General features: G+C 46.4%; 22 protein-coding genes and 1 tRNA gene. 10 read left to right on the top strand and 13 right to left on the bottom strand.

Annotation, left to right across the window (positions count from 1 at the left end; translation table 11 throughout):
- The first annotated feature begins 213 nt into the window (after positions 1-213).
- From AYR61_RS09880 to AYR61_RS15185, 5 genes are all read left to right on the top strand, one after another.
- Positions 214-579 carry a hypothetical protein gene (locus tag AYR61_RS09880; RefSeq protein ID WP_225356475.1) on the top strand — a complete coding sequence of 122 codons (366 nt, stop codon included), beginning with the start codon at positions 214-216 and terminating at the stop codon, positions 577-579.
- Between the two features lie 548 nt (positions 580-1127).
- Positions 1128-2315 carry a serine hydrolase gene (locus tag AYR61_RS09870; RefSeq protein ID WP_065902827.1) on the top strand — a complete coding sequence of 396 codons (1188 nt, stop codon included), beginning with the start codon at positions 1128-1130 and terminating at the stop codon, positions 2313-2315.
- A 199-nt stretch (positions 2316-2514) separates the two neighbouring features.
- A complete protein-coding gene (locus AYR61_RS09865) occupies positions 2515-2898 on the top strand; it encodes a fluoride efflux transporter FluC (RefSeq protein ID WP_054711582.1) in 384 nt (127 codons plus the stop codon).
- Positions 2895-3251, top strand: a complete 357-nt coding sequence (locus AYR61_RS09860; protein WP_054711580.1) for a fluoride efflux transporter FluC — start codon at positions 2895-2897, stop codon at positions 3249-3251. Before AYR61_RS09865 ends, AYR61_RS09860 begins: the two co-directional genes overlap by 4 nt.
- Before the next feature lie 349 nt (positions 3252-3600).
- Complete coding sequence (locus AYR61_RS15185) at positions 3601-3765, top strand: hypothetical protein (protein ID WP_156319355.1); 165 nt, start codon at positions 3601-3603, stop codon at positions 3763-3765.
- Between the two features lie 401 nt (positions 3766-4166).
- Here AYR61_RS15185 and AYR61_RS09855 read toward each other — a convergent pair whose 3' ends face one another.
- The 3 genes from AYR61_RS09855 to AYR61_RS09850 are packed head-to-tail and all read right to left on the bottom strand — an operon-like array spanning position 4167 to position 4891.
- Positions 4167-4439: a hypothetical protein gene (locus tag AYR61_RS09855; protein WP_054711579.1), complete on the bottom strand. Its 273-nt coding sequence runs from the start codon at positions 4437-4439 to the stop codon at positions 4167-4169.
- Between the two features lie 35 nt (positions 4440-4474).
- Positions 4475-4681, bottom strand: a complete 207-nt coding sequence (locus AYR61_RS15390) for a hypothetical protein (protein WP_056987117.1) — start codon at positions 4679-4681, stop codon at positions 4475-4477.
- A 24-nt stretch (positions 4682-4705) separates the two neighbouring features.
- Positions 4706-4891, bottom strand: coding sequence for a hypothetical protein (locus tag AYR61_RS09850; protein WP_054711576.1), 186 nt, complete (start codon positions 4889-4891; stop codon positions 4706-4708).
- A gap of 236 nt (positions 4892-5127) precedes the next feature.
- Between AYR61_RS09850 and AYR61_RS09845 the strand changes: the two genes are divergently transcribed.
- The gene (locus AYR61_RS09845; RefSeq protein ID WP_082409338.1) at positions 5128-5574 is read left to right on the top strand and encodes an OsmC family protein; all 447 of its coding nucleotides are present in this window, start codon (positions 5128-5130) and stop codon (positions 5572-5574) included.
- 475 nt (positions 5575-6049) lie between these two features.
- Here AYR61_RS09845 and AYR61_RS09835 read toward each other — a convergent pair whose 3' ends face one another.
- Entirely contained in the window at positions 6050-6514 is a 465-nt protein-coding gene (locus AYR61_RS09835) for a MarR family winged helix-turn-helix transcriptional regulator (RefSeq protein WP_065902825.1), read from the bottom strand.
- Positions 6515-6672: 158 nt separating this feature from the next.
- Between AYR61_RS09835 and AYR61_RS09830 the strand changes: the two genes are divergently transcribed.
- The 4 genes from AYR61_RS09830 (at position 6673) to ppx (ending at position 12224) form a co-directional block, all read left to right on the top strand.
- Positions 6673-7497 carry a LicD family protein gene (locus tag AYR61_RS09830; protein ID WP_225353283.1) on the top strand — a complete coding sequence of 275 codons (825 nt, stop codon included), beginning with the start codon at positions 6673-6675 and terminating at the stop codon, positions 7495-7497.
- Between the two features lie 76 nt (positions 7498-7573).
- Entirely contained in the window at positions 7574-9103 is a 1530-nt protein-coding gene (locus AYR61_RS09825; protein ID WP_225356474.1) for a Ppx/GppA phosphatase family protein, read from the top strand.
- 8 nt (positions 9104-9111) lie between these two features.
- On the top strand, positions 9112-11265 hold the full coding sequence (locus AYR61_RS09820; protein WP_191982304.1) for an RNA degradosome polyphosphate kinase: 2154 nt from the start codon (positions 9112-9114) through the stop codon (positions 11263-11265).
- Positions 11265-12224 (top strand): exopolyphosphatase, encoded by a 960-nt coding sequence (gene ppx / locus AYR61_RS09815; protein WP_065902822.1) that lies wholly within the window; start codon positions 11265-11267, stop codon positions 12222-12224. Before AYR61_RS09820 ends, ppx begins: the two co-directional genes overlap by 1 nt.
- A 67-nt stretch (positions 12225-12291) precedes the next feature.
- On the opposite strand, the gene AYR61_RS09810 is transcribed toward ppx, so the two are convergent.
- The 9 genes from AYR61_RS09810 to glmM form a co-directional block, all read right to left on the bottom strand.
- Positions 12292-12363 (bottom strand) — tRNA-Asn (locus AYR61_RS09810).
- Between the two features lie 65 nt (positions 12364-12428).
- Positions 12429-12737, bottom strand: coding sequence for a hypothetical protein (locus AYR61_RS09805; RefSeq protein ID WP_054711585.1), 309 nt, complete (start codon positions 12735-12737; stop codon positions 12429-12431).
- 854 nt (positions 12738-13591) lie between these two features.
- Positions 13592-14668, bottom strand: a complete 1077-nt coding sequence (locus AYR61_RS09800) for an ABC transporter ATP-binding protein (RefSeq protein WP_054711571.1) — start codon at positions 14666-14668, stop codon at positions 13592-13594.
- 93 nt (positions 14669-14761) lie between these two features.
- Complete coding sequence (locus tag AYR61_RS09795; protein ID WP_054711569.1) at positions 14762-15613, bottom strand: glucosaminidase domain-containing protein; 852 nt, start codon at positions 15611-15613, stop codon at positions 14762-14764.
- Positions 15614-16341: 728 nt separating this feature from the next.
- Positions 16342-17448, bottom strand: a complete 1107-nt coding sequence (locus AYR61_RS09790; protein ID WP_065902817.1) for a glycoside hydrolase family 73 protein — start codon at positions 17446-17448, stop codon at positions 16342-16344.
- A gap of 265 nt (positions 17449-17713) precedes the next feature.
- The gene (locus tag AYR61_RS09785) at positions 17714-18409 is read right to left on the bottom strand and encodes a glucosamine-6-phosphate deaminase (protein WP_054711583.1); all 696 of its coding nucleotides are present in this window, start codon (positions 18407-18409) and stop codon (positions 17714-17716) included.
- 139 nt (positions 18410-18548) lie between these two features.
- Complete coding sequence (locus AYR61_RS15385; RefSeq protein ID WP_169790384.1) at positions 18549-18692, bottom strand: hypothetical protein; 144 nt, start codon at positions 18690-18692, stop codon at positions 18549-18551.
- Between the two features lie 427 nt (positions 18693-19119).
- The gene (gene glmS / locus AYR61_RS09780; protein WP_056987121.1) at positions 19120-20937 is read right to left on the bottom strand and encodes a glutamine--fructose-6-phosphate transaminase (isomerizing); all 1818 of its coding nucleotides are present in this window, start codon (positions 20935-20937) and stop codon (positions 19120-19122) included.
- Positions 20938-21155: 218 nt separating this feature from the next.
- Positions 21156-22511: a phosphoglucosamine mutase gene (glmM, locus tag AYR61_RS09775; protein ID WP_065902815.1), complete on the bottom strand. Its 1356-nt coding sequence runs from the start codon at positions 22509-22511 to the stop codon at positions 21156-21158.
- Positions 22512-22521 lie beyond the last annotated feature (10 nt).

Genomic DNA, 22521 nt, shown 5'->3' with positions numbered 1-22521 from the left:
AACCGTTTCCAATGGCGGTGTGTTCAATTAAACAAAACTTAGACAAAAATATCTTAAAGAATACTTTGACAAATCACTCAAAAATCAGTAGGCTGAGTTGTAGACACTTCAGTCCTCATTTAATCGATTAAATTTTTCAGGCTGTTTGGGTGATCTTTTTGGGATGATTAGAGCACCAATTGTTTCATTAGTTTATTGCTAAGAAGGGATATTATGTCAAAATTACCAACCTATAATCAGCAGCAGTGGGGCGTTGCCCGGGATGCTGTGATTAACGAGTACCATACCTATGTCGAGGATCTCCGTCAGCAGGGCGTTGACTTCGCAATTAAGTCTGCACGTAAGCTGTTGATCTATCAGGATTTAATTGAAGAATGGAATCACCATTTGCCAACCGTGATCTCCGACTTAGAGGATAATGAATTTGCCCTCTCAGTTTTTGATGAACTTGAAAAGACGAAAAAGAGCACCCTGCTCGAACGGGCCTACCAGGACATGCAGGCTTGGACAAACTTTAACCCATCAGCCTTAACGCTGTGGTTAGAGCTTTCTGAAGACGAGGCTATTACCGAATACTAAATGTGACCTAGTCAGTTGAGGCCAGTTGCGTTACCACCATGATGATGGCGGTGATGTGGCTGGTCTTTTTTTCGTTGGGTAGTTTTTTGTGGATGCTTGGTAGCTGCTGTGGCTTACTTTGTTGTGGCTGGTTTGGCGCAACTTTTTTTCGGCTTTCGGTTTCGGCTTTCGGTTTCGGCTTTCGGTTTCGTCTTTCTATGTCATATTGTCTAAATGTGTTCAGCAAGGCATGGGGCTAACGTGTAACGAACTCTGACCAAAAAGTCAGACCCGGACTTTCTGGTTTTTGGCAACGGAAAGGGAATGGCTACTGTGCTTCCTTTTCACGTAGCCTAAACGTGTTCCGCAAGGCATGAGGCTAACGTGTAACGGACACTGACTAAAAGTCAGGCCCGGACTTTTCGGTTTTAGGCAACGGAATGGGAATGGCTACTGTGCTTCCTTTTCACATAGCCTAAACGTGTTCCGCAAGGCACGGGGCTCCTGCGTAAGGGACTCTGAGCCCAAACATCATGCTATTTTGGTCTGTATAAAGAGGAGGAACTTATATGAGTCAGTCACGTTTTCATTTACGCGGCACTTTACTTGTCGCGTTTGCGCTATTGCTGGGCTTTGTTGGCTTTGTTTCTGTCAACCAGCCCGCTGCGCACGCCGCTACTTATTCCGTGTCTAAAACCACGAGTATGACAAAAACGGCTTATCATCGAGCTTCTACTAAGGGTGCGGTCTACAACGAATCACACACCAAAAAATTAGCTAATCTCTCAAGCTACCCCTACACGACCTGGTACGCTACCCAGGAAGTGATCTTAAAGCATGGGTCGACTAAGGCAATCTATTACAAAGTAACCAACGGTGCCGGCACTGTGACCGGGTACGTTTGGCACAGCTATCTCACCAAGGGCAAATCTGCATTTGGGTTGAAATACGCTAAAGCGGCCGTTGCTTTAGACGCTAAAACCGGTAAAGTCGTTTGGTCAAAGAACGCGAACACCCCTCGTGCGATTGCGTCCGTTTCAAAACTGATGACACTTTACCTTGTTGAACAAAAAGTTGCCAACACCAGTGCAACTTGGAGTTCTAAGGTCACGACTTCGTACTCTGGCTTAAAGACCATGGGTGCTTCCAGTGTTTACGGCGGCTTCAAGTTTACTAAGAACAGTTACACCGTTGAACAGCTATACTTGGCAGCCTTGATTGATTCTTCGAACAACGCAGCCACCGCACTTGGTCAATGGGTCGCTGGCGGGTCAACCCCTTCCTATAACGCTAAGTTCATTAAACTCATGAACGCACAGGCTAAAACTTGGAACCTCGGGCACGCCACCTTTGTTTCCGCATCAGGCGTTGAACAATCAGCCCTCAAGACTTACGGCTACTCGGTCAGCGGCGGCGAAGCCAACGAAGTTTCTGCTAAGGATGTGGCCTTAATTGCCAACCATCTGATCACTGACTACCCTGCCGTTCTAACCGATGCGTCAAAGGGATCAGTCACCGTTTCTGGTCAGTTATGCTATAACTATAACAATCTGTTGCCAGGCCGGAAATACTATGAAAAGGCCCTCAACGTTGACGGCCTTAAGACTGGTTATACCGATCTTGCAGGTTACTGCTTCGTCGGAACTGGTCAAAAGTCCGGTCACGACCGTCTGATCACCGTTGTCCTTCACGATGCTAACGAGTTTACTGAAACCCGTTCATTGATGGATCACGTGTACTCAGCAGGCTTAATTTAAACGCATTACTCAAGAAGCGCTGGTTATGATAACCGGCGTTTTTTTGATCTCTTAAAACTTATGGTCAGGGGGTCTTCACCAATTTCCTAATGAATTTTCATGAAAACAACTTTACTTTCATGAAAATAACTCTTAAACTAACTTTTGTCTCACTTGTTTCATTTATCTTTACTACATAGAAAGGAAGTCATCCATACATATGCTTAAACGTATCGGCTACATTTTTATCTTTGGCTTCATCGGCAGTTTGATTCGCCTTTGGCTGACGACCATTTTTGCGCAATACCATTTTGTCACGGTCCTAGCCATTAATGTTCTGGGCTCTTTTCTACTGGCACTGATCACCGGTGCGCTGCCCTTTGTGGTCCCGATCTCACCCGAATTACTCTCTGGACTAAGCGTCGGGCTAGTTGGCAGTTTTACGACATTTTCAACGTTTTGCGTGGATACCGTTAACCTCGGCACACAACAAGGCTTTCTTCTCGCCGCCACGTACTGGGCAATTAGCCTTGTGCTTGGAATCTTAGCCGCAAGCTGGGGCTTTTCACTCAGCCACCGCATTCAACAAAGGAGGCTGCCATGACCCTACTGACAATTGTTGAAATTGGGCTTGCTGGCGCGGTAGGTGCCCTGCTGCGATTCACATGTACACGAATCGGAAATACCGTTTTTCACCGCGTCTCGCTGCCAATTGCCACTCTCTTCATTAATCTGCTAGGCGCCTTTTGTCTGGGGATGCTCACCGCAAGTCTACCAACGACTTCAACACTATGGATGGTAGGCAGTGGTCTTTTAGGTGGCTTTACCACGTTTTCAACCTTTACCAATGAAATTGCAGTTTTGTTGCATGACCAACCAAGAATCGCCGGTGTTTACCTCGTACTCGCAGCCGTCCTTGGTGTCGCCGTTGCTTACTGTGGCTTTTTAGTCGTCTGACCAAATTAAGGAGGCGTCGTGATGAAACAAGTCCTTGTCGACCTTTTTGTCATTTTACTCACGATTTTACTGTTTCTGATCGGTATGACATAATTTGGTAATCAACCGGCCAAAAAATCTCATTCTTTGTTCATAATGACCTCAAAGACCACACATTTAACCGGTTACAATATTCATAAATTTGTATATTGAAATGAATGGGGTAAACGATAATACGCATTGATTCTGCATTTTGTTTCTAATTTTTGAATGATTTATGTATGCATATTAAAATTAGTGTATTTTAAGCTAGCTTTTTCGTTCTCATGATTGTATAATAATATCATTCTACGAATAGGAAGTGACATCAATGAACGCTTTAGACCAATATAACAACAACCAACCACATACAGATTATAATAACGTTCGTCCCATCATGTTAAAGGACCTCCAAGAAGTCAGTGCCGCTGAACGTGAATTTTTCCAAGCACACGCATTTGGGATGGAACCAAAGACTAACCACTTCTACTCATAATCTTGAAAAGGAACGGGTCGAATACTATGGTGTCTCAGCGAAAAACGCAACTACTAATTGTATTTTATACGAAATAGGATGTTATCAACAATGACTGTTAATAACATCCTATTTTCGTTTTTAACACCTATTGAGGTTGAGGCGCTCGCTTTAGATCTATTGCCTCACGTACATGAGTGCCACAGAAATTTTGGGTTCTGTCGTGGTGATTGTTGTGAAGATTCCCGATTCAGCTTTTTTCTTACGGGGTGTTGCTGGCTACGTGGTTCTCCCTTATCTAGTGGAAACGCGTTCAGCAAGGCACGGGGCTAACGTGTAACGGACTCTGGCAAAAATGCCAAGTTCAGGCATTTCTGCCAGAGTCCGTTACACACCGCCCCTAGAGCACCTTGCTTCACGCTCTACTCCTCTTCCGGATCATCCAAATCTCTTTCAATATCAATGCCGTAAAGTTGGTTGACCGCTTCATCCTTTGAGGCTGGGTGGACCACCAAAATTGTTGTGGCACCCTTACTGCTGACGTAGCCCGCAAACATTGTGACTTCTTCAACGTAGTAGGCTAACCCATCTGAGTGGATGATATACTGGCCCGCCACCGGCATGGTCTCAAAATAGACCTTATTCATCCGAATGTAGTCGTCACCCTCGTGAAGCATCACCATTACTTTATACACAAGCATTCCTCCATCTCTCTTTGCCCGATGAATTCTCATTCATCCGCACCATCTAGACTTTCTACATGGTGACCGTTGCTGCTTGTCTTTATTAAACCACGGTTCTCACGCTGACGCAATTCACCATAGTCAGGCCCGGTAACGCTTACCTGCCTGTGCTGCCTACCGTTTTGATGCAACATTTTTGTTGAAAATTGTTTTAAAAATAAAAAGCCGCATCCTTCCCCTTTTTGGAAAAGCATGCGACAAATCGCTTTTTTGTTTAATTACTGCTTCGTAACAAGTACTGTTTCACGCTTTGGCTGACGGTCCCCAAACCGTTGGTCATTGGCGTGAAGCGTTGTTCTAAAGGCTAACATCATCTTCGGCTCAATCAGTGTTCCCCCCTGATTTAAGCGTTGTGTCCAAGCTTTTCTTACCGAAGGATGACTTGAAAATTGAATCAGATTCATTTTGATCCCCTCCAAAAAAGCGCTGCCATACTCCTGCATTGCCGCTATAATAGCACATTAATAAATGCGGGTCTAGGATATCATAAAAAAATTCTATAAATTTCATTCTGTATTTTTCACAACTACAGGTAATGTCTAGTTGTTTAAAACAACCAACTGAATCTTGTGAATTGCTATTTGGCGCCGTCTTGCGTACACTAGAAGGCATAAGCCTGGTTTTTGAGGAGAAAATGAACATGGATAAAAAATTTATTAAAAAATACGAAACCGATGCGTTTAACCATGATGGGTTAAATGGGTACGCCTACGTGCCAAATGGCGTTAGTGTTGCTGTCAGTAATCCCTTAAACGAAAAGATGCCTGGCGCTAACCCTGAGCAGTTGCTTGGACTCTCACTTAGTACTTGCATGGGCGCCACTCTGCAGGCCATTGAAAAAGAAAACAACCTGCCACACCGTGCCCAAGTTCACGTTCATGTCACGATGGTCAAGGGCACTGCCGGATTAGAATTTTTGGTTGACGCCCGCGTTCGTATTCCGCACATTTCTCACGCTCAGGCGGAAGATTTTGTGCACCAAGCTGAAAAACGGTGCCCTGTTTCTAAGTTATTGAGTGGCAGCGAAAATTATACGATCCATGTTGTGGATGAATTTGAACCGACACATCAGGGTGTGATCGATTAGTGTTGCGGATCGAAAATAGACAATCATTAAGAGCACCAAGGATTCGACTTTGTCGGATTCTTGGTGCTCTTTTTTTGCCGGTAGTTGCCGGTGTTGTGCTTTTAGTCGTGACATGGCTATGCTATATGGCTGAAACGTGCTCCAGAAGACAGAGGGCTCCTGCCTAAGCCGACTCTGACAAAAATGCTAAACCCAGGCATTTCCTTTCTTGGCCTCATAGCCGAAACGTGCTCCAGATGGCAAGGAGTTGCACCTAAGCAACTTCCGGCACAAAATCCAAAACCGGGATTTTCTGCCAAAAGTTACTTAGGCTCCACTCCTTGGTCGCCATCTTCCGCACTCTTGCCGCTTTCTTGGCCTCATGGCTGAAACGTGCTCCAGAAGACAGCGGGCTCCTGCCTAAGCCAACTCTGACAAAAGTGCCAAACCCAGGCATTTCCTTACTTGGCCTCATAGCCGAAACGTGCTCCGCCCTCTAATCGTCTTCTTCCGCACTCTTGCCACCATTCTCCAGCTTTGTTACTTTACTAAACTGTTTAATAAAGTCTAGCAAAGACGCGGCTTTGTCCTCGCCGAAGATATCGACCCAACTGCCGAAACGGGTTCGAGCTTTTTTGGTCACAATTTCTTCGATCTGCCGACCACGCGGGGTCAGATGCAGATACTGGCGCCGGTGGTCCTTTTCATCACGTTGTTGATAGATATAATCTAAGTTGAGCAAGACCTTGATCTGGCGCGAAATGGCACTCCGAGTCACACCGCGCTTATCCGCGATGCGCGCTAAGGTCACGTTGGCCTTTTCCGCGATGTCGTGCAAAATCAAGTACTGTTCGAAGGAAAGATTGTATTCCATCGCTGGTTCAGAAACGAACGTGTCCAAGTACTTCAGTGATTTGATATATACGTCAATGTATTCGTCTAGTAATTGTTGAACTTCCATTATTCCACCCTATCATCTTGATAACTTTACTCTAAACATACTATCATTATTTTCTTGTGAATACTACCACATCTTTTATCATTTACCGGGGAAACTACTAGGCCATTCCGGCATCTTTTTAATCGGCCTATGGTACTATTAAGGTAATTCTACTACTATTGGGAGTGGTTCGCATCGATATTTTAGACAGAATTCACCATGTTGAATTAAATAACCTAAAAAAGATCATTCAACTCTGTGAGCAGCTGAACGTCAACTATTTTCTGATTGGCGGTTCCTTGCTCGGTGCCATCCGTCACAAGGGCTTTATTCCTTGGGATGACGACATGGACATCGGCATGCTTCGCAGTGATTACGACCAGTTTGCGCAGTACGCCCCGGGGCTGTTGGCAAACGACCACTATTTTTTACAAACGGCCGCCAGTGACGCCAACTATGGGTTTAGTTATATGAAGCTGCTGGACCGCTACACCTACATTGAAGAAAAAAACAACGTTAACCGGGCACGCAAAGGAGTCTTCATTGATATTTTCCCGTTTGACAGAATCCCTGAGGAGCCTAGTGACCAACGGAGCCAACTCGCACGGTTCAAAGTGCTCGACAGTCGGATCATCGTGAAAGCCGGCTACCGGTGGATCGAAACGCCGCTGTATCGTCACGCCGATCTTGATCCTAATGACCTTCAGGATCTGGACGCAATGAAACAGGAACGTGAGACCATCATGCGCGAATATAACACAGAACCGCTGACACACGTCAAGAACATTGCGTCGCAGTACGCCTATGAAAAAGAGATCATGACGACCAGCGAGGCACTGGACCTGGTCACGGTGCCCTTCGAAACGATCGATGTCCGTGTACCCAAGGATTATGACGCGATTTTAACACGCCTTTATGGCGATTACCACAAACTGCCACCTGTTCGACAGCGGACGGAAAAACATATTAGTAAATTAATCATGGATAATCAATTGTTTACGTAGTTATCTGAAGGAAGCCTAATTTAGGGGTCAAATAAAACGATATCCCCTGTGTCTTACTATATTGGAGGTGATTGCCGTGTCCAACAACAACTATTACGGTGCCATTGTCGTCACGGTGCAAGGATTAGATCTACTGATTGTGAACTTAAAGACGCTCAAGCCCATTGAGCGGGTGCACAAAGAATTACTGGTTGGTGACAGCATTTACCAACACCAGCCGATTGATTTTGAACTCGTCAATCAAATGACAGATTCACTGCGCGGCTTCTTACAGCTGATGAACGACTATGATATTGAGACCTATCAACTATGGGGAAGCGAAGCCTTGTCCCATGCCGTCAATGCTGATTTCATCCGGGATCAGGTCTTTTTAAGAACGGGCTTGCGGCTCAGCTGGTTATCGATCAGCGAAGAAAACTACTATCGTAACCAGGCTGTTTTGTTGAATCTCAGAAAACACAAGACCAATGAAAATGGTCTCACCCACTGGATTGGGATTAACTCAGGCAATACCACGATCACCCAGTTTTCTGGCCGGTCGTTCGTCTACTCATCTAATTTCTCACTGGGTCCCGTGCGAATCGCCGAGGACCTGCAGAGTTTACGGCAAAGTGCGCCGAACTCAGTTGAAGTTTTAAATGATTACATCGAAAGCAAACTGACCAACTTTTCTCGGATTACGCCGCGTGAAGCAATCAGCGGCCCGAGTGAGGTGATCCTGCTTGGGACGATGCCATTAAGTCATTTGGTTAGCAACGAGCATAAGGGGCGACTATCCATCAAGGAATTTGAACGCCTCTTCGACCAAGCCATCGATGCGTCAGACCAATTTTTAATGGAACAGTACGGCCTCACTGAAACCGAAATGCCGCTGCTGTTGCCCGAACTGCTGTTATTGCGACGCCTGCTTCGACTGACACAGGCCACCAGTCTCGTTTTCTCTGATACCACAGTTCTGGACGGTCTGGCAGTCAACGAATCGATCAACGCCGGCTTCAGCAAGCTTGATTTTAGTGAACAAACGGTGACGGACGCGCAAAATATCGCGACCCACTACCGGGTAGAGCCCGTGCATCGCGAACTCGTCACTAAGTTTGCCCTTCATTTGTTTGATCAGCTAAAATCGCTGCACCAACTTGGCAGTCGCGAACGCCTGTTACTTCAGATTGCCTGCATTCTGCACGATGTCGGTGGCTACGTGGATGCACATGAGCACTATCTGCATTCTGAGTACATCATTCAACATTCCAACATTATCGGCCTTTCGATTAAAGAACGGGCCATCATCGCGGCGATTTCACGGTATCACAGTACCCAGACGCCCAGCGCGGATCTCAGTCGTTTCCGACAACTACCGACTGAGGATCGACTGCTGATTGCCAAATTAGCGTCAATTCTGCGGTTAGCAGATGCGTTAGATGACGACCGGCAGCAAAAGATCAAGCGAATCTCGGTTTCGCTTAAGGCGCCCGAAGTGATTATTACCGCCTACTGCAATGAAAGTCTGTTGTTTGAAAAATGGGAGTTTGCGTTCAAGAGTCAGTTCTTTGAAGAAACGTTCGGTCTCAAACCACAGTTAAAACAAAGGAGTGTGACCGCTAAATGACCACCAAAATTAACTACAGCGACCACAACTACTATACCAACCGGGAACTAAGCTGGCTGGCATTTAATGACCGGGTGCTTGAGGAGGCCCGTGACAAAACCAATCCCCTTCTTGAACGACTCAAATTTCTCAGTATTACCCAAAGTAACTTGGACGAATTCTTTAGCGTGCGGGTGGCGTCGTTAACGAAACTTGCGGCTGTAAACTACCCCAAACCTGATGCCTCGGGCATGACGGCTGAGGAACAACTTTTAGCCGTCAATAAGTCAGCACACCAGATGTTCATTAAACAATACAACACACTCAACCGGTCACTACTGCCGGCTCTGGCCCAGCAGAATATCCACCTCTTAAAACCGGACGAGCTAACGCCTGACCAGTTACGGTTTATCAAGGATTATTTTCATGACACCCTCTACCCGGTCTTAACACCAACTGCTGATGACAGCTCACGACCGTTTCCATTTATCGCAAACGACGCGCTCAATCTTGCCATCCAGTTGAACAAGGACAAGACCCGCTACTACGCCACGCTTCAAATCCCCGATAATTTACCACGGCTCATTAAATTGCCTGGGGCGGAAAATGACTTCATCTTAGTTGAAGACGTCATTAAACCCTTCCTCGGTCAATTATTTGTGAACTACACCGTGAAGGAAGCGGCTGTATTCCGGGTCATCCGGGACTTGGATCTCGACGTCGCGGAAGAAGACACCTCTGACCTGCTTAAGGAAGTCCAGCAACAGTTAAAATTGCGTGAACAAGGCAGCGTCATTCGACTTGAAGTTGAAAGCACGATCAGCAAAAAACTGCTCAAGCGTCTCGGTAAGGAACTCAATCTCAAGGATTATGCCGTCTATGAAGTGAACGGCCCCATTGACCTCACTGTGTTGAGCAAACTTGCCAGTCAAGTCACCAACCATGCAGACTTAAGCTACAAACCCTTCACGGCCTATCAACCCACGTCGCTCACCGGCGGCCACAATATCTTCGAGGCCATCCGGCGCCACGACCGTTTTCTACAACACCCCTACGATAAATTCGATCCGGTCATTGAGTTCATTCGGCAATCAGCGATGGATCCCGGCGTACTTGCCATTAAAATGACCCTGTATCGCGTCTCTGGGGATTCACCGATCATCGCTTACCTTGGTCGGGCCGCCCAAAACGGTAAACAGGTCACTGTTTTGGTAGAAGTGAAAGCCCGCTTTGATGAGCAAAATAACGTTCACTGGGCCAAGCAGCTCGAAAAAATGGGCTGCCACGTCATTTACGGCCTCATTGGCCTCAAAACGCACTGTAAGCTGACCCTCGTCGTTCGTCGTGAACAGGGTGTCATTCGCCGCTACATGCACATGGCGACCGGAAACTACAACGATGTGACCGCTCGGTTCTACACGGATATGGGCCTGTTTACCGTCAATGCCGACATGGGCATCGATGCCACCAACATTTTTAACATGCTGTCGGGTTATTCAGAACCACCCTATTTTCACCAATTGCACATCTCGCCCCACGGCATCCGCGACTTTATCAATGATAAGCTGACGCAGGCGACCGAAATGGCCAAGGCCGGCAAAAAAGTCCGCATTAGGATGAAGATGAACTCCCTTTCCGACCAGTCCATGATTGCACATCTCTACAAGGCTTCCCATGCTGGCGTAAAGATCAGTCTGCTCATCCGCGGCATCTGTTGTTTAAAAACGGGCATTCCCGACGTTAGTGACAACATTACGGTCCATTCAATCGTTGGTCGCTTCCTAGAACATAGCCGGGTCTTTATTTTTAATCTCGACGGTCAAGAAACGGTCTATCTGTCCAGTGCGGACTTGATGACGCGCAATTTAAACCGGCGTGTTGAGTTGCTGTTCCCCATTAACGACCCCCAGATCAAAAAACGGGTGCTCACCATTTACAAGGTCATGTGGAATGACAACGTGAAGACCCGCGTCCTGCAACCAGATGACACCTTTAAGCACGTTGACCGACGCGGCCACGTCGCGTTGGATGCACAAGCGTATTTTGCGGACCTCGCCAGCGTGCACGCCAAGGCAGATAAAGCCGCGGCCGAAATGGCAAAGCCCACTGAATTTCAACCCATGTTGAGCCCCGAAAACCAACCGAACCCGTTGAACTACGATGATGGGAGTGACCCGCACTAATGGAAAATTTTGCAGTGATTGACCTTGGCTCAAACTCAGTTCGAATGACCATCACCCGCATCAATGATGACGGCACGTACAGCCCAGTCAAGGAGATGAAGTCGTACGTCCGGCTGTCTGAAAATATGGGTGAAGCGCATGAACTGCAACCTGACGCCATCGACCGAACACTAACTGCCCTACGTGAATTCAAAGACGAGTATGACCAGCTGGATAACCTTAAAATCAAAGCCGTCGCCACCGTAGCTACCCGTCAGGCCGTGAATCAAAAACAGTTTCTCAAAACGGTCACAAGTGAGATCGGCATCCCGTTAGAAGTGATTTCCGGCACCACCGAAGCCTATTACGACTATCTCGGTGTCAGCGAGACGCTTCCGGCTACCAATGCCGTTATCCTGGATACTGGCGGCGGCAGTTCAGAGATCGTGCTCGTCCAAAATAACGCGGTCAGCCACCTGATCAGTATTCCTCTGGGTAGTGTGAACCTAACTCAGGAATACTTACCGACTGACCAGATTACCCCGGATGCGTTATTCAATGCCATGACCTTCGTCAGTGAGGTCCTCAATAACGTTTGGTGGCTGCGTAATGGCTTGAATCTACCGATCATCGGTCTTGGCGGCAGTAATCGAACCATGGCTAAAATTAATCGACGACGCAAGAATTTACTTAATATTGAAGACGTCCATGGGTACCGTCTCAGCCGCCACTCTGTGGACCAGACATTTTCTGAGATCATCGGTACCAACCTAGAAGGCCGCAAACAAATTCCCGGACTAAGTAAGGGCCGGGCTGACATTATCGTCGGTGGCCTCATTCCGCTAGTGTTGCTGATACGCTATCTGGATCCCGACCACATTACATTTTCAAATAATGGGTTACGTGAAGGCATCTTATTTGAACACCTGAATGATTTGCGGACGCAAAACACTCGTGAGACACCCATTAATGACCTCTAAAAAAGACAGCAGCCCTCTTTCAGACTGCTGCCTTTTTTAATTTTTAAACTTCCCGAACCTGTGATGACTGCCCCGGCTGGGTTCGAACCAGCGACCTCTTGATTAACAGTCAATTATTCTACCGCTGAACTACGGGGCAAAAAGCATCATGTAACATTTATACCATAATCTCTAATGCTATGCAAATCTTTTTCGCACTAAATTCTAACCAATCCCATTTTCCTTTAGGACCATGTTCACTTCTTGTTGGATCTTTTCCGGCTTCTCCCACTCTTCAAAATGGTCAAGTGCTTCAGTTGGCATGTCGTAATTCTCGTTCACATAATCTTCATAGGCAACCACATGTGGTGAGTGCGGAATGTTTAACTGCAAAATGCGCACTTCTTTAATATACCCACGCTCAGCTGCCAACTCGGCCCGCCCATTTTGGACCATGTCACTGATCTCCATGTACTTAGACCCGTCTAGCCGGGTGATTTCTTCGATTAACGTAAAGGTTTCATGACTCTTCAATAACAACGTCTCCCTTCAATCACAACTTAAGTAGTATACCATAAAATAATGGGCTGAGAACAGGATTAGAACAAACTCCTTGGGATTTTTCTGGACGTCACTTCATGATGTCACCTGGTAAACAGGCCGTAGTTTACCTGCATGCCGATTTGCTGGCAGTTTTGCGTGCGAGGCCATTTTCGTAAGTGTGTGATGTTGTTAGCGTCGTCTCAAGCATGGCTATTGTCACAGAACAGAATTCCAGTCATGTTTGGACGATAATCGGAATTTTACTCAGCATCAAAAAAGCCACTATCAGATGATAGTGGCGGCATAAGAGAGAAAGAGAATTGATTAGAAGGTAATTATTCATACCTTACAAAAACAATATATCGTTTTTTGTAAGCGCTGTCAATGGTTTTTGAAAATAATATTGAAAATTGAGCAGAATATGAGGTTTGTTCTTATGTGATATAGAATAAGCGCCCAGCACTTGTAGGGATTGCACGCTTTTAATGCCTCCCTGTTTTTGGGCGCCAGCCAGATATTTTACCTAGCCTAAACGTGCGACAGAAGGGCAAGGAGTTGCACATAACCGGACTCTGACATAAATTCCAAAGACCAGGAATTTCTGTCAGAGTCCGGTTATGCTCCACTCCTTAGGCACCCTTCTTGCGCACTCTGCACTCTAAAAAAAGAACCCCCACCAGTTTCCCAGCAAGCGTTCTTTTTAAACCGCATTTAATGTCTAACCACTAAATGAGAGATGTCCCTATTCGTCACACCGACCAATAGGTGGTAAATAAATGGTTATCTAAAGATTACCATTTAGTATGAGAAAAGTCCACATTTTTTAATTTAAATATAATGTTAGCCTATTTAAGACTTCCAGTTGTATCAATGTGATCTGTTGGATGGACTAAACTTGAAGGTTCACTGATCACCTGACGAATCGAGTGTCCCGAGACATTGGTCCAGCAGAAGAACACAAATAAGGCTAAGGTCAGCACCGTTAAGATTCTAGATCCGGCAGACATCTTTTCACTGATAACTGAACCGTAGAAATCCTTTTTAACTTTAGCTTCAACGTTCTTTTCAGTTGGATCAGCCGTCTTACGTTCCTCAACCACACTGGCCTGATACTGATCAATATCAAAGTCCTTTTGGTTCTGTTTCATACTGCGCTGGAACTTACGCTTATCCTTCTTGGACTGGCCCTTAAACCACTTCACAAAATCGCGGTAATCACCAACGACCTTTGTTGTGTCCCCAATTTCGTGCAAGGTACCATAGTGGATCCACGCAACTTGATCACACATCAATTCAACCTGTTTCAAAGAGTGACTGACAAAGATAATCGTCTTGCCCTCTTCTTTGAATTCAGTGATCTTGTCCAAACATTTCTGATAGAACGTATCATCACCAACGGACAAGGCCTCATCAATAATTAAAATATCAGGATTGACGTGAACCGCAATTGAAAAGCCCAGCCGTGACTTCATACCGCTTGAATAACTCTTAACGGGTTGATAGAGGAAATCACCAATATCAGCAAAACTAACAATGTCGTCCATCAGGCCGTCGATTTCTTCGTTAGTGAGCCCCTGCATCAGTGCCTTTAACCGGATGTTTTCTTGCCCGGTCAAGTTACCACGCAGGCCGGCGCCAATGGCGATAATGGAAGTATCCCCCTTAACGTCAACAACCCCTGTTGTTTGTGGAATAATGCCAGAGATAATGTTAGATAACGTTGACTTACCGGACCCGTTGACCCCGATCAAACCAAGCGTCTCCCCCGCTTTAACTTCGAGTGAGATTCCCATTAATGACCAGAAGTGCGGTACTGGTTTCCGGTTGATTGCAAAGAACGACCGCAATTTTTCAGACTGGGTCTTGAAGAGGTCGTACTCTTTCGTTACATTCTGTACTCTAATCTTATAATCAGTTGCCATTTCAAATTCTTCCTTAACCTTCGTTTACTGACGCACCAAGTGCATATTCGTCATTATAACAAACAATCCCCGTTTGGGAAATGCACCGCCAGTTTAGTGTGATTCTTGTAAATTCAACAGATCTGTCAGTTGTACCCAACCAGTGGTGCTACCGCTCTTAATTTGGTACCAAATGGTTTGACTGCTCTTGATGATGCCGCGTTGTTTAATTGTCACAGTCTTGCCGGCTAACGTAGCAGTCTTACTGGAAGTTGCGTCAACGCTCGGTCCCGGAACCTGCTTATATAGCTTAATTGTCCCGGTCTTAATAGTTGCCGTACCCGTATCTGTTGCGTAGGAAACGCCTGGTGTGATCTGTATTGTCGTTGCATCATCCGTGTTACTCGTCGTGTCGTCAAACCGGCTTGTCAGATCATACTCAGCGATAATGGTTTCGACCTTGCTGGCGTAGTTCGTATCGGTTGCGTAATGGGCTGCAATCGTATCAACTGCTTCAGTGTAGGACGTTGCATTTTCTCGCCATGTATCTTCGTATAGAAATGGGTTCCAGGTCGTCCCGTCACGCAGCGTCTGCGCGTAATCGTTGATCGACGCTTGCACTGATGGATACGCCTTAAACTGAGCCATCGTATTGAAAAACTGACCGGCACCATCTGCTTCAGCAGTTGACAAGGTGACGGATTTGCCGTCATACGCGCCCTTTACGCCAAAGTAGTTGTTATCCTCACTGGACAACGTACTCGTTCCCCAATCGCTCTCAAGCGCCGCCTGGGCCATCATAACGGACCCGTATAAGTGATACTTCTTACTAGCTTGTAAAACGGGCTTGCTGAGCCGATTGATGAACGCCGTGTGGCTGTCAGCGTGGACGGTGTGGCCACCGCCTAACCCAACTGCCGCAAGCGCTAAAGTCAGCGTTGCCGTCAATTTGATCCAGAGTTTCATCCAGTTGTACTCCATTCGTGTTCGTTCATTATCGGCCTTAACATTTCTAAACCGTGTTAATTATACCGGTCTTTAGAAAAGACACAAGATAAAAACGATATTTTTATTAAACTTTTAGAGAGTGTGCCTTGCAGGTAAACCAATGCCCGTCAGTTGCCGGCACTGGGACGCGTCACCACCAGTCGTTCGTTCCACTTTTGGTTGCTAAAGAAGACGGTCACAGTCTGAAACTAACTTCTTGTCTTAGGTTCATTAGAAACCACTGTGGAAATCCATTAGTCTCACTAGCATGTGCTTAACAATCAAGTGCCTGGTACCTTCCCCATTATTGAGAAAGACCGACACCTTTCAAATACGAAAGATATCGGTCAACTGTTTTATTTTTACACAATAAAGATAAAAATAAAATCATCCGAATTTAATTGCCGGTATTCTGACTGTCCTGAATGGCATTGGTCAGTAATCCGGTGACAAAAATTACGATCGCAGCTATCAGCGGCAAAATGTCAGCACGTTAAAGTACTACGGCATCGAAGACAACCACTTGTCTGTTGCGTGTGACTGGGTTAAGACAAACTCTGAGTTCTCTTTTAAGAACAAAAACCGGTTAATGAAAAGAAAACCGCAAATGCATACACATGGTTCGACGCTTTAAAAAGAGACTGATACTTTTTCTCCAACATCTTAAAAATATTCTCGTCATCCGATAATTGTCCGAATTTTTTTGACTAACTTAATTTTGAAATCGCGGTACTCTTGACCCAACCAGTGGTCTTGCCACTCGTCACACGATACCAAGTACTTGCAACGCCATTTTGGGTAATGACGCCCTTACAATCCACACTCATCTTGCCAGTGCCCAGCGCCTTAGTCGTCGTTAACTGACTGGCTAAATAGCTGGAATTATAAACGTGGTCATAAACTGGGTTAGACGTTGCTGTAAAGGTCGCTGTTTTCTTTTCCTTAGTGTACGTGGTCTTTGGCAGTGACACCGCCTTTGAGTAAACCCAATAACGCTTAGCTGTGGTTTGCTTGCTGAAACGGATCCGGTACCAGGTCGTTTTACTGTCTGACTTATAAGCCCGACCGTCAAACCAAACTGGTCGGCCGCTCCAACCGCCAACGGTCGTCCACTTGTACTTCGTTGTCTTATACGCACTGCCCTTCACGTGATTATAAATGGCATAGGATTTATACTTGCTGCTCAACGTCCCTGTCTCGCCATTTAATGTCGAGTAATACGTAATCGTTGGTTTCTTTTTCGTGGTCGTCGTTGTGGAACTGCTGCTTGACGAACTCGAACTATCCAAAGAATTGAAGCCATAAGTTTGAATCAAATTAATGAGTGAAGTGCCATAGGTTGGTGCCGTCGCATACTTTCCTGTCAACGCATTGGCTGCATCTTCATAAGTCGCAGCATTTTCCCGCCAGGTTCCTGAATAGTACGTTGGATCTGACGAGATCCCATTTCGCAGTAACTGTGCATTGTCCGTTAACGATGCTGAAATCGTTGGATACTTTTTAAATGCAGCGTTCGTATAGTATAGCTGGCTGGACGAATCGTACTCCGCCGTGCTCATCGTCACAGACTGGCCATTATAACTGCCTTTGATGCCAAAATAGTTGTTTGCCGAGGTCGATAACGTACTGGTCCCCCAGCCACTTTCAAGTGCTGCCTGAGCCATCATTACGGATGGATACAGCTTATACGCATTCGCAACCGTTTTAACCGGCGTTGACATGGTAGCAATAAACGTATCCGTTGTTGTACTGGCTTTCGTGTGAATTGTATCCGCACCAATTAAGCCAACCGTCACGATAGCAGCCACAGCCACTTTTAATAATGTTGGTTTTCACATGCCAGAAATCCCCCTTAATCTTCCCTATGTATGCTCATAGACTCATTATAAAGATTATCGAGAACGGCTTCAAGAAAAGGCGCATTACAAAATAACTATTGTCCAAAATTCGCCAAATTGTTGGTTATTTCTTCTGGGGATGTAACACATAATATCAAATTTGTTTCAGAATAAAACCGGTTAGTGGGCGACTGTGCCTGCTAACCGATTTTGAGTTGTCTGTTCTAGTAAATACTAACGGTTATTTCAAATTTAATTTGCTTGCGGCGCCTTCGTCTAAGATCACAGTCACGTTGCCGTGATTTTGAAGATAGCTCGCTGGTAGATCAGGCGTTACGGGGCCCTCGATCATCGCCTTAACAGCATCAGCCTTTTCCTCACCGTATGCTTCTAAGAGGATCTGGTGGCTCTTCATGATAGATGCAATGCCCATTGAGTAAGCATAACGTGGCACTTCATCCGCGTTGTCAAAGAACCGTGCGTTGGCTTGAATGGTTGATTCAGTTAATTCAACCTTGTGCGTCCCCAACTTAGGATCGGTTCCTGGTTCGTTAAACCCAATGTGGCCGTTTTGACCTAACCCTAAAATTTGCAGGTCGATCGGGTTATCGTAACGCGCCATCTCATCAGCCGCATCTGCATTAAGACCATTTGGCACGTATGAGTGTGCAAATGGCTTTTGATCAAAGAGGTGGTGCTGCATGAAGTAATGATAGGATTGCGCATGATCAGGCGCAAGACCGACGTACTCGTCCAGGTTAACGGAAGTCATCTGACTAAAGTCCAGATCACTAGCAACGAGTGCATCATAGGTGGTAATTGGGGTACTACCGGTCGCTAAGCCGTATACCGTGGCGCCTTGATCATACGCCGCCTTAAAAATTTGGTAGCCGCGTTGGCCACCCTCCTGCCGATCCTTCACTACGATTACGTTCATTTTCATTGCTGTTGATTCTGTCATTTAATCGCCACTCTTTTTGTTGGTATAGTCCAATAATAACCTGTCTAGACCGATATTGCAAGTCAAATGGCTCAACTCATTTCAAGAAGGGTCAAAAATCGCACAAAAAAGGCCGCTACTTCGGTCGGCGACTTGGTTTCCGACGAATGCCACGGCGATTTGCTGCTAAATCATTCTGCTGGTCCTTAAACTTTTCCCACGTTGCTTCGCGTTTCGAAGCAGCGTCCTTACTGGTGCTGCGTTTTTTTGTATATTTCATTATTTTCTTCCTCTCTGCTGAATCAACTGATTCATCTCAAGCGCGATTCTATCACGAAAATGCACAAACGTCTATTTTTATGCCCACGCTGCATTAGATTCCCTGGTCACAGGACTCTGCGCTGCGCTGTCGACCATGGCCACAATGGTCGTATTCTTTTAATACTGAGCGAAAGTCCGTTGCATGCCGCAATTTGGCACTCCGCTGTGATGGCTCGCGATGAAGCTAATTCAATTTCTGCTAAGACATTCAATCCCCGCCTCAGCCTGCAGGGCCGAGCGGTGGAACGAAGCGATATAATAGCGCTATTTAAATCAACGAAAGCCCGTCATTACAATATTAAGCAACGCAATTTCACTGGTCAGATTACTTTTTCGCGCCAAAAAAGGCCGCTATCACGCGATAGCGGCCTCACTTGTTAACCAAATTATTCAACAGTAACTGACTTAGCCAAGTTACGTGGCTTATCAACATCTAAGCCCTTGTTCAGGCTGGTGTAGTAAGCCAGTAACTGGGTTGGCACAACGCTCAACAGCGGTGTCAACAACTCGTCAACGTCTGGCAAGATGATGTCATCGTCAGGCTTGGCTAAACTTTCCGTGGTGATGGTGATGATCTGGGCACCACGGGCCATGGTCTCTTGCAGGTTCGAACGCGTCAGTCCAGCGGTCTTGGCCTGTGTGATGATGCCAATCACTGGGGTCCCGTCTTCGATCAAAGCAATGGTTCCGTGCTTTAATTCGCCTGAAGCAAAGCCTTCAGCTTGGACGTATGAAATTTCCTTGAGCTTCAATGCGGCTTCAAGTGAAACGCTCCAGTCGAGGCTCCGGCCGATGTAAAAGGCGTTTGGTGTGTTCAAGAAGTACTTCTTGGCCATGTCTTCAAGCTTTGACTTCGCGTCAACGATAGCTTGGATGCCAGTGGCAACAAGGCCAAGTTGCTGACGGATGTTAAACCGTTGCGCAACGATCTGGTTATCTGATTCGCCAAGGGCCTTAGCCAAAATAGCTTCAACGGCGATCTGAGCGGTGTAGGCCTTGGTTGAGGCAACAGCAATTTCTGGGCCAGCATGCAGCAACAACGTGTACGTTGCTTCACGTGAAAGCGTTGAGTTTTGGACGTTGGTGATGGTCAGACTTTCGTAGCCAGCTGCGTTCACGTTGACCAAAACTTCACGACTATCAGCCGTTTCACCACTCTGTGACAAGAAGATAAAGAATGGCTTCTTGGACAAGATCGGTTGTTCATAAGCAAATTCTGAAGAAATGTGCACTTCAGTTGGCGTTTGGGTCAGGTTTTCAAACAACCGAGCACCCACTAACCCTGCATGGTAACTGGTACCGGCACCCACGATGTAGATCCGGTCAGCTTGCTTCATTGAGTTCAACAACTTTTCGTTCACAACCGGTTCGCCAGTCTCAGAAAGGTAGACCTGGGCCAGTTTGCGCATCACGTTAGGTTGTTCGTCAATTTCCTTTAACATATAGAAGGGATACGTACCCTTGTCTGTTTCGCTGGCGTCCATGTCAACATGGAACGTCTTACGTTCAACGGGCTTGCCGTCCTTGTCTTCGATCTTCACTTCGTTTGGCTTGATGGTGACCACTTCGCCGTCCAGCAATTCCAAAAAGTCATGGGTTTCACGCAACATTGCGGAAGCGTCTGAGCAAACGACATTGAAGCCGTCACCAACACCGACGAGTAAGGGACTCTTGTTCTTAGCAACGTACAACGTTTCAGGGTCTTCGCGATCCATTAACAGGAAGGCGTATGAGGACCCCTTCAGCACAGTTAACGCCTTAACAAACGCATCGTGCGCGTTCAACTTGTCTTCAACAGCGAACTTATCGATCAGTTGAACAACAACTTCAGTATCCGTTTGGCTCGTAAACGAAACGTCGCTTAAGTAGTCACTCCGAATTTCCTGGAAGTTATCGATCACGCCATTGTGAACCAAGTAGAAGCGGTCATCTTGGGAAACTTGTGGGTGGGCGTTGGCAACACTAACACCACCGTGGGTTGCCCAACGGGTATGACCGATTCCAGTAGACCCGTGAACTTCGGGACCGACTTCGCGCTTTAAATCAGCGATCCGGCCCTTTTCCTTCACAAGGTAATCCTGGCCGTCCTGGTCATTGACATAAATACCAGCAGAATCATAACCACGATATTCAAGTTTCTGTAACCCTTCCAACAGGATCTTTACTGCATTGTCACTACCTGTGACACCAACAATTCCACACATAAGCTTTCATCCTCGTATTTTTCATTTATTTTTAATTGGTATAGACTTATTTATCAAGACTGTATCTTGATAACACGTATACTCTACAGTCTTTACATCAGGTTGTCAACACATTGTATCGCCAAGTGGTATAGGATGAAAATAGACCATCTGCCAGAACACCAGTAAAAAAGCGGTTTTCAGGCTGTAGAACCTGAAAACCGCTTCTTTCATTTTCATTACTCTTCAACGCCGACTTCTTTTTTCACAACGGCAGCGATCCGGTTCACGTAACCAGCAACCGCTTCCTTGGTTGGGGCTTCAGCCATCACACGCAAAAGCGGTTCAGTTCCGCTAGGACGGACAAGAACGCGGCCGTCGCCAGCCATTTCCTTTTCCACCGTGTCGATGATGCCCTTGATCTCAGGATTGTTAAGGGCGGCCTTCTTATCAGCAACCTTCACGTTCACGAGTTTTTGCGGGTAATCCTGAGCATCGGCGGCCAGTTCAGACAGTGGCTTGCCCGTTTCCTTAAGGATGTGCAGCAATTGTAAACTGGTCAGCATCCCGTCACCAGTAGTGTTAAAGTCCAAGAAAACGATATGGCCGGATTGTTCGCCACCAAGGTTGTACCCGTCAGCAACCATCTTTTCGACAACGTAGCGGTCACCAACTTGGGTCTTCACACTCGTCATGCCATGGGCTTCCATGGCTTTATACATGCCAAGATTACTCATGACCGTGGTGACAATGGTATCCTTTTTCAAACGGCCGTGTTCGGACATGTATTTGCCACAGATGTACATGATCTTGTCACCGTTAACAATATCGCCGTTTTCATCAACTGCAATACAGCGATCACCATCACCATCGAAGGCCAAGCCAATTTGCGCACCCTTTTCAACCACGAATTTTTGCAGTTGTTCCGGATGTGTTGAGCCAACCTGATCATTGATGTTCAGGCCGTTTGGTGTAGTTGCGATGGTGTCAAAGTCAGCCGCAAGGTCCGCGTATAACCGAGAAACCAGGTTACTGGTTGCACCATTAGCGGAGTCAACAGCAATGTGCATGCCAGATAAATCATCAGAGATGGTTTGTTCTAGGAATTGAATGTATTTTTGACTACCTTCCTGGTAGTCTTCAACGGTGCCCAAGCCTTCAGCAGCCGGACGTGGCAGGGTATCGGTCTCCTTGTCTAACAGACTTTCGATTTCTTCTTCTAATGAATCAGAAAGCTTATACCCGTCTGCCCCGAAAAACTTAATGCCGTTGTCGGCCACTGGGTTATGTGACGCGGTGATCATCACCCCAGCATCAGCTCCCTGTGTCCGAACCAAGTATGCGACAGCGGGCGTTGAGATGACGCCCAACCGCAGTACTTCGATCCCGACTGAAAGCAATCCAGCCACCAATGATTCTTCTAACATTTGGCCGGAGATCCGAGTGTCGTGTGCAACCAGAACCTGGGCCTGCTGCTTACCCTCAGCGTGTTCCGTTAAAACGTAACCGCCGGCACGACCCAAACGAAACGCTAATTCCGGGGTCAGTTCTTGGTTTGCGATGCCACGCACACCGTCAGTTCCAAAGTATTTCATGTTATCAATT

It is taken from the genome of Secundilactobacillus paracollinoides (assembly GCF_001702155.1).
Lineage (GTDB): Bacteria > Bacillota > Bacilli > Lactobacillales > Lactobacillaceae > Secundilactobacillus > Secundilactobacillus paracollinoides.
Note: the sequence above shows the minus strand (reverse complement) of the source record. Positions and strands in the feature narration are given on the sequence as shown.

Excerpts from the sequence above, each read along its gene's own strand:
- AYR61_RS09795 (WP_054711569.1), bottom strand. The coding sequence starts at position 15,613 with ATGAAACTCTGGATCAAATTGACGGCAACGCTGACTTTAGCGCTTGCG.
- AYR61_RS15185 (WP_156319355.1), top strand. The coding sequence starts at position 3,601 with ATGAACGCTTTAGACCAATATAACAACAACCAACCACATACAGATTAT.
- AYR61_RS09800 (WP_054711571.1), bottom strand. The coding sequence starts at position 14,668 with ATGGCAACTGATTATAAGATTAGAGTACAGAATGTAACGAAAGAGTAC.
- AYR61_RS09785 (WP_054711583.1), bottom strand. The coding sequence starts at position 18,409 with ATGAACGTAATCGTAGTGAAGGATCGGCAGGAGGGTGGCCAACGCGGC.
- AYR61_RS09880 (WP_225356475.1), top strand. The coding sequence starts at position 214 with ATGTCAAAATTACCAACCTATAATCAGCAGCAGTGGGGCGTTGCCCGG.
- AYR61_RS09835 (WP_065902825.1), bottom strand. The coding sequence starts at position 6,514 with ATGGAAGTTCAACAATTACTAGACGAATACATTGACGTATATATCAAA.
- glmM (WP_065902815.1), bottom strand. The coding sequence starts at position 22,511 with ATGAAATACTTTGGAACTGACGGTGTGCGTGGCATCGCAAACCAAGAA.
- AYR61_RS15390 (WP_056987117.1), bottom strand. The coding sequence starts at position 4,681 with ATGCTTTTCCAAAAAGGGGAAGGATGCGGCTTTTTATTTTTAAAACAA.
- AYR61_RS15385 (WP_169790384.1), bottom strand. The coding sequence starts at position 18,692 with ATGAAATATACAAAAAAACGCAGCACCAGTAAGGACGCTGCTTCGAAA.
- AYR61_RS09870 (WP_065902827.1), top strand. The coding sequence starts at position 1,128 with ATGAGTCAGTCACGTTTTCATTTACGCGGCACTTTACTTGTCGCGTTT.
- ppx (WP_065902822.1), top strand. The coding sequence starts at position 11,265 with ATGGAAAATTTTGCAGTGATTGACCTTGGCTCAAACTCAGTTCGAATG.
- AYR61_RS09860 (WP_054711580.1), top strand. The coding sequence starts at position 2,895 with ATGACCCTACTGACAATTGTTGAAATTGGGCTTGCTGGCGCGGTAGGT.
- AYR61_RS09850 (WP_054711576.1), bottom strand. The coding sequence starts at position 4,891 with ATGAATCTGATTCAATTTTCAAGTCATCCTTCGGTAAGAAAAGCTTGG.
- AYR61_RS09865 (WP_054711582.1), top strand. The coding sequence starts at position 2,515 with ATGCTTAAACGTATCGGCTACATTTTTATCTTTGGCTTCATCGGCAGT.
- AYR61_RS09845 (WP_082409338.1), top strand. The coding sequence starts at position 5,128 with ATGGATAAAAAATTTATTAAAAAATACGAAACCGATGCGTTTAACCAT.
- glmS (WP_056987121.1), bottom strand. The coding sequence starts at position 20,937 with ATGTGTGGAATTGTTGGTGTCACAGGTAGTGACAATGCAGTAAAGATC.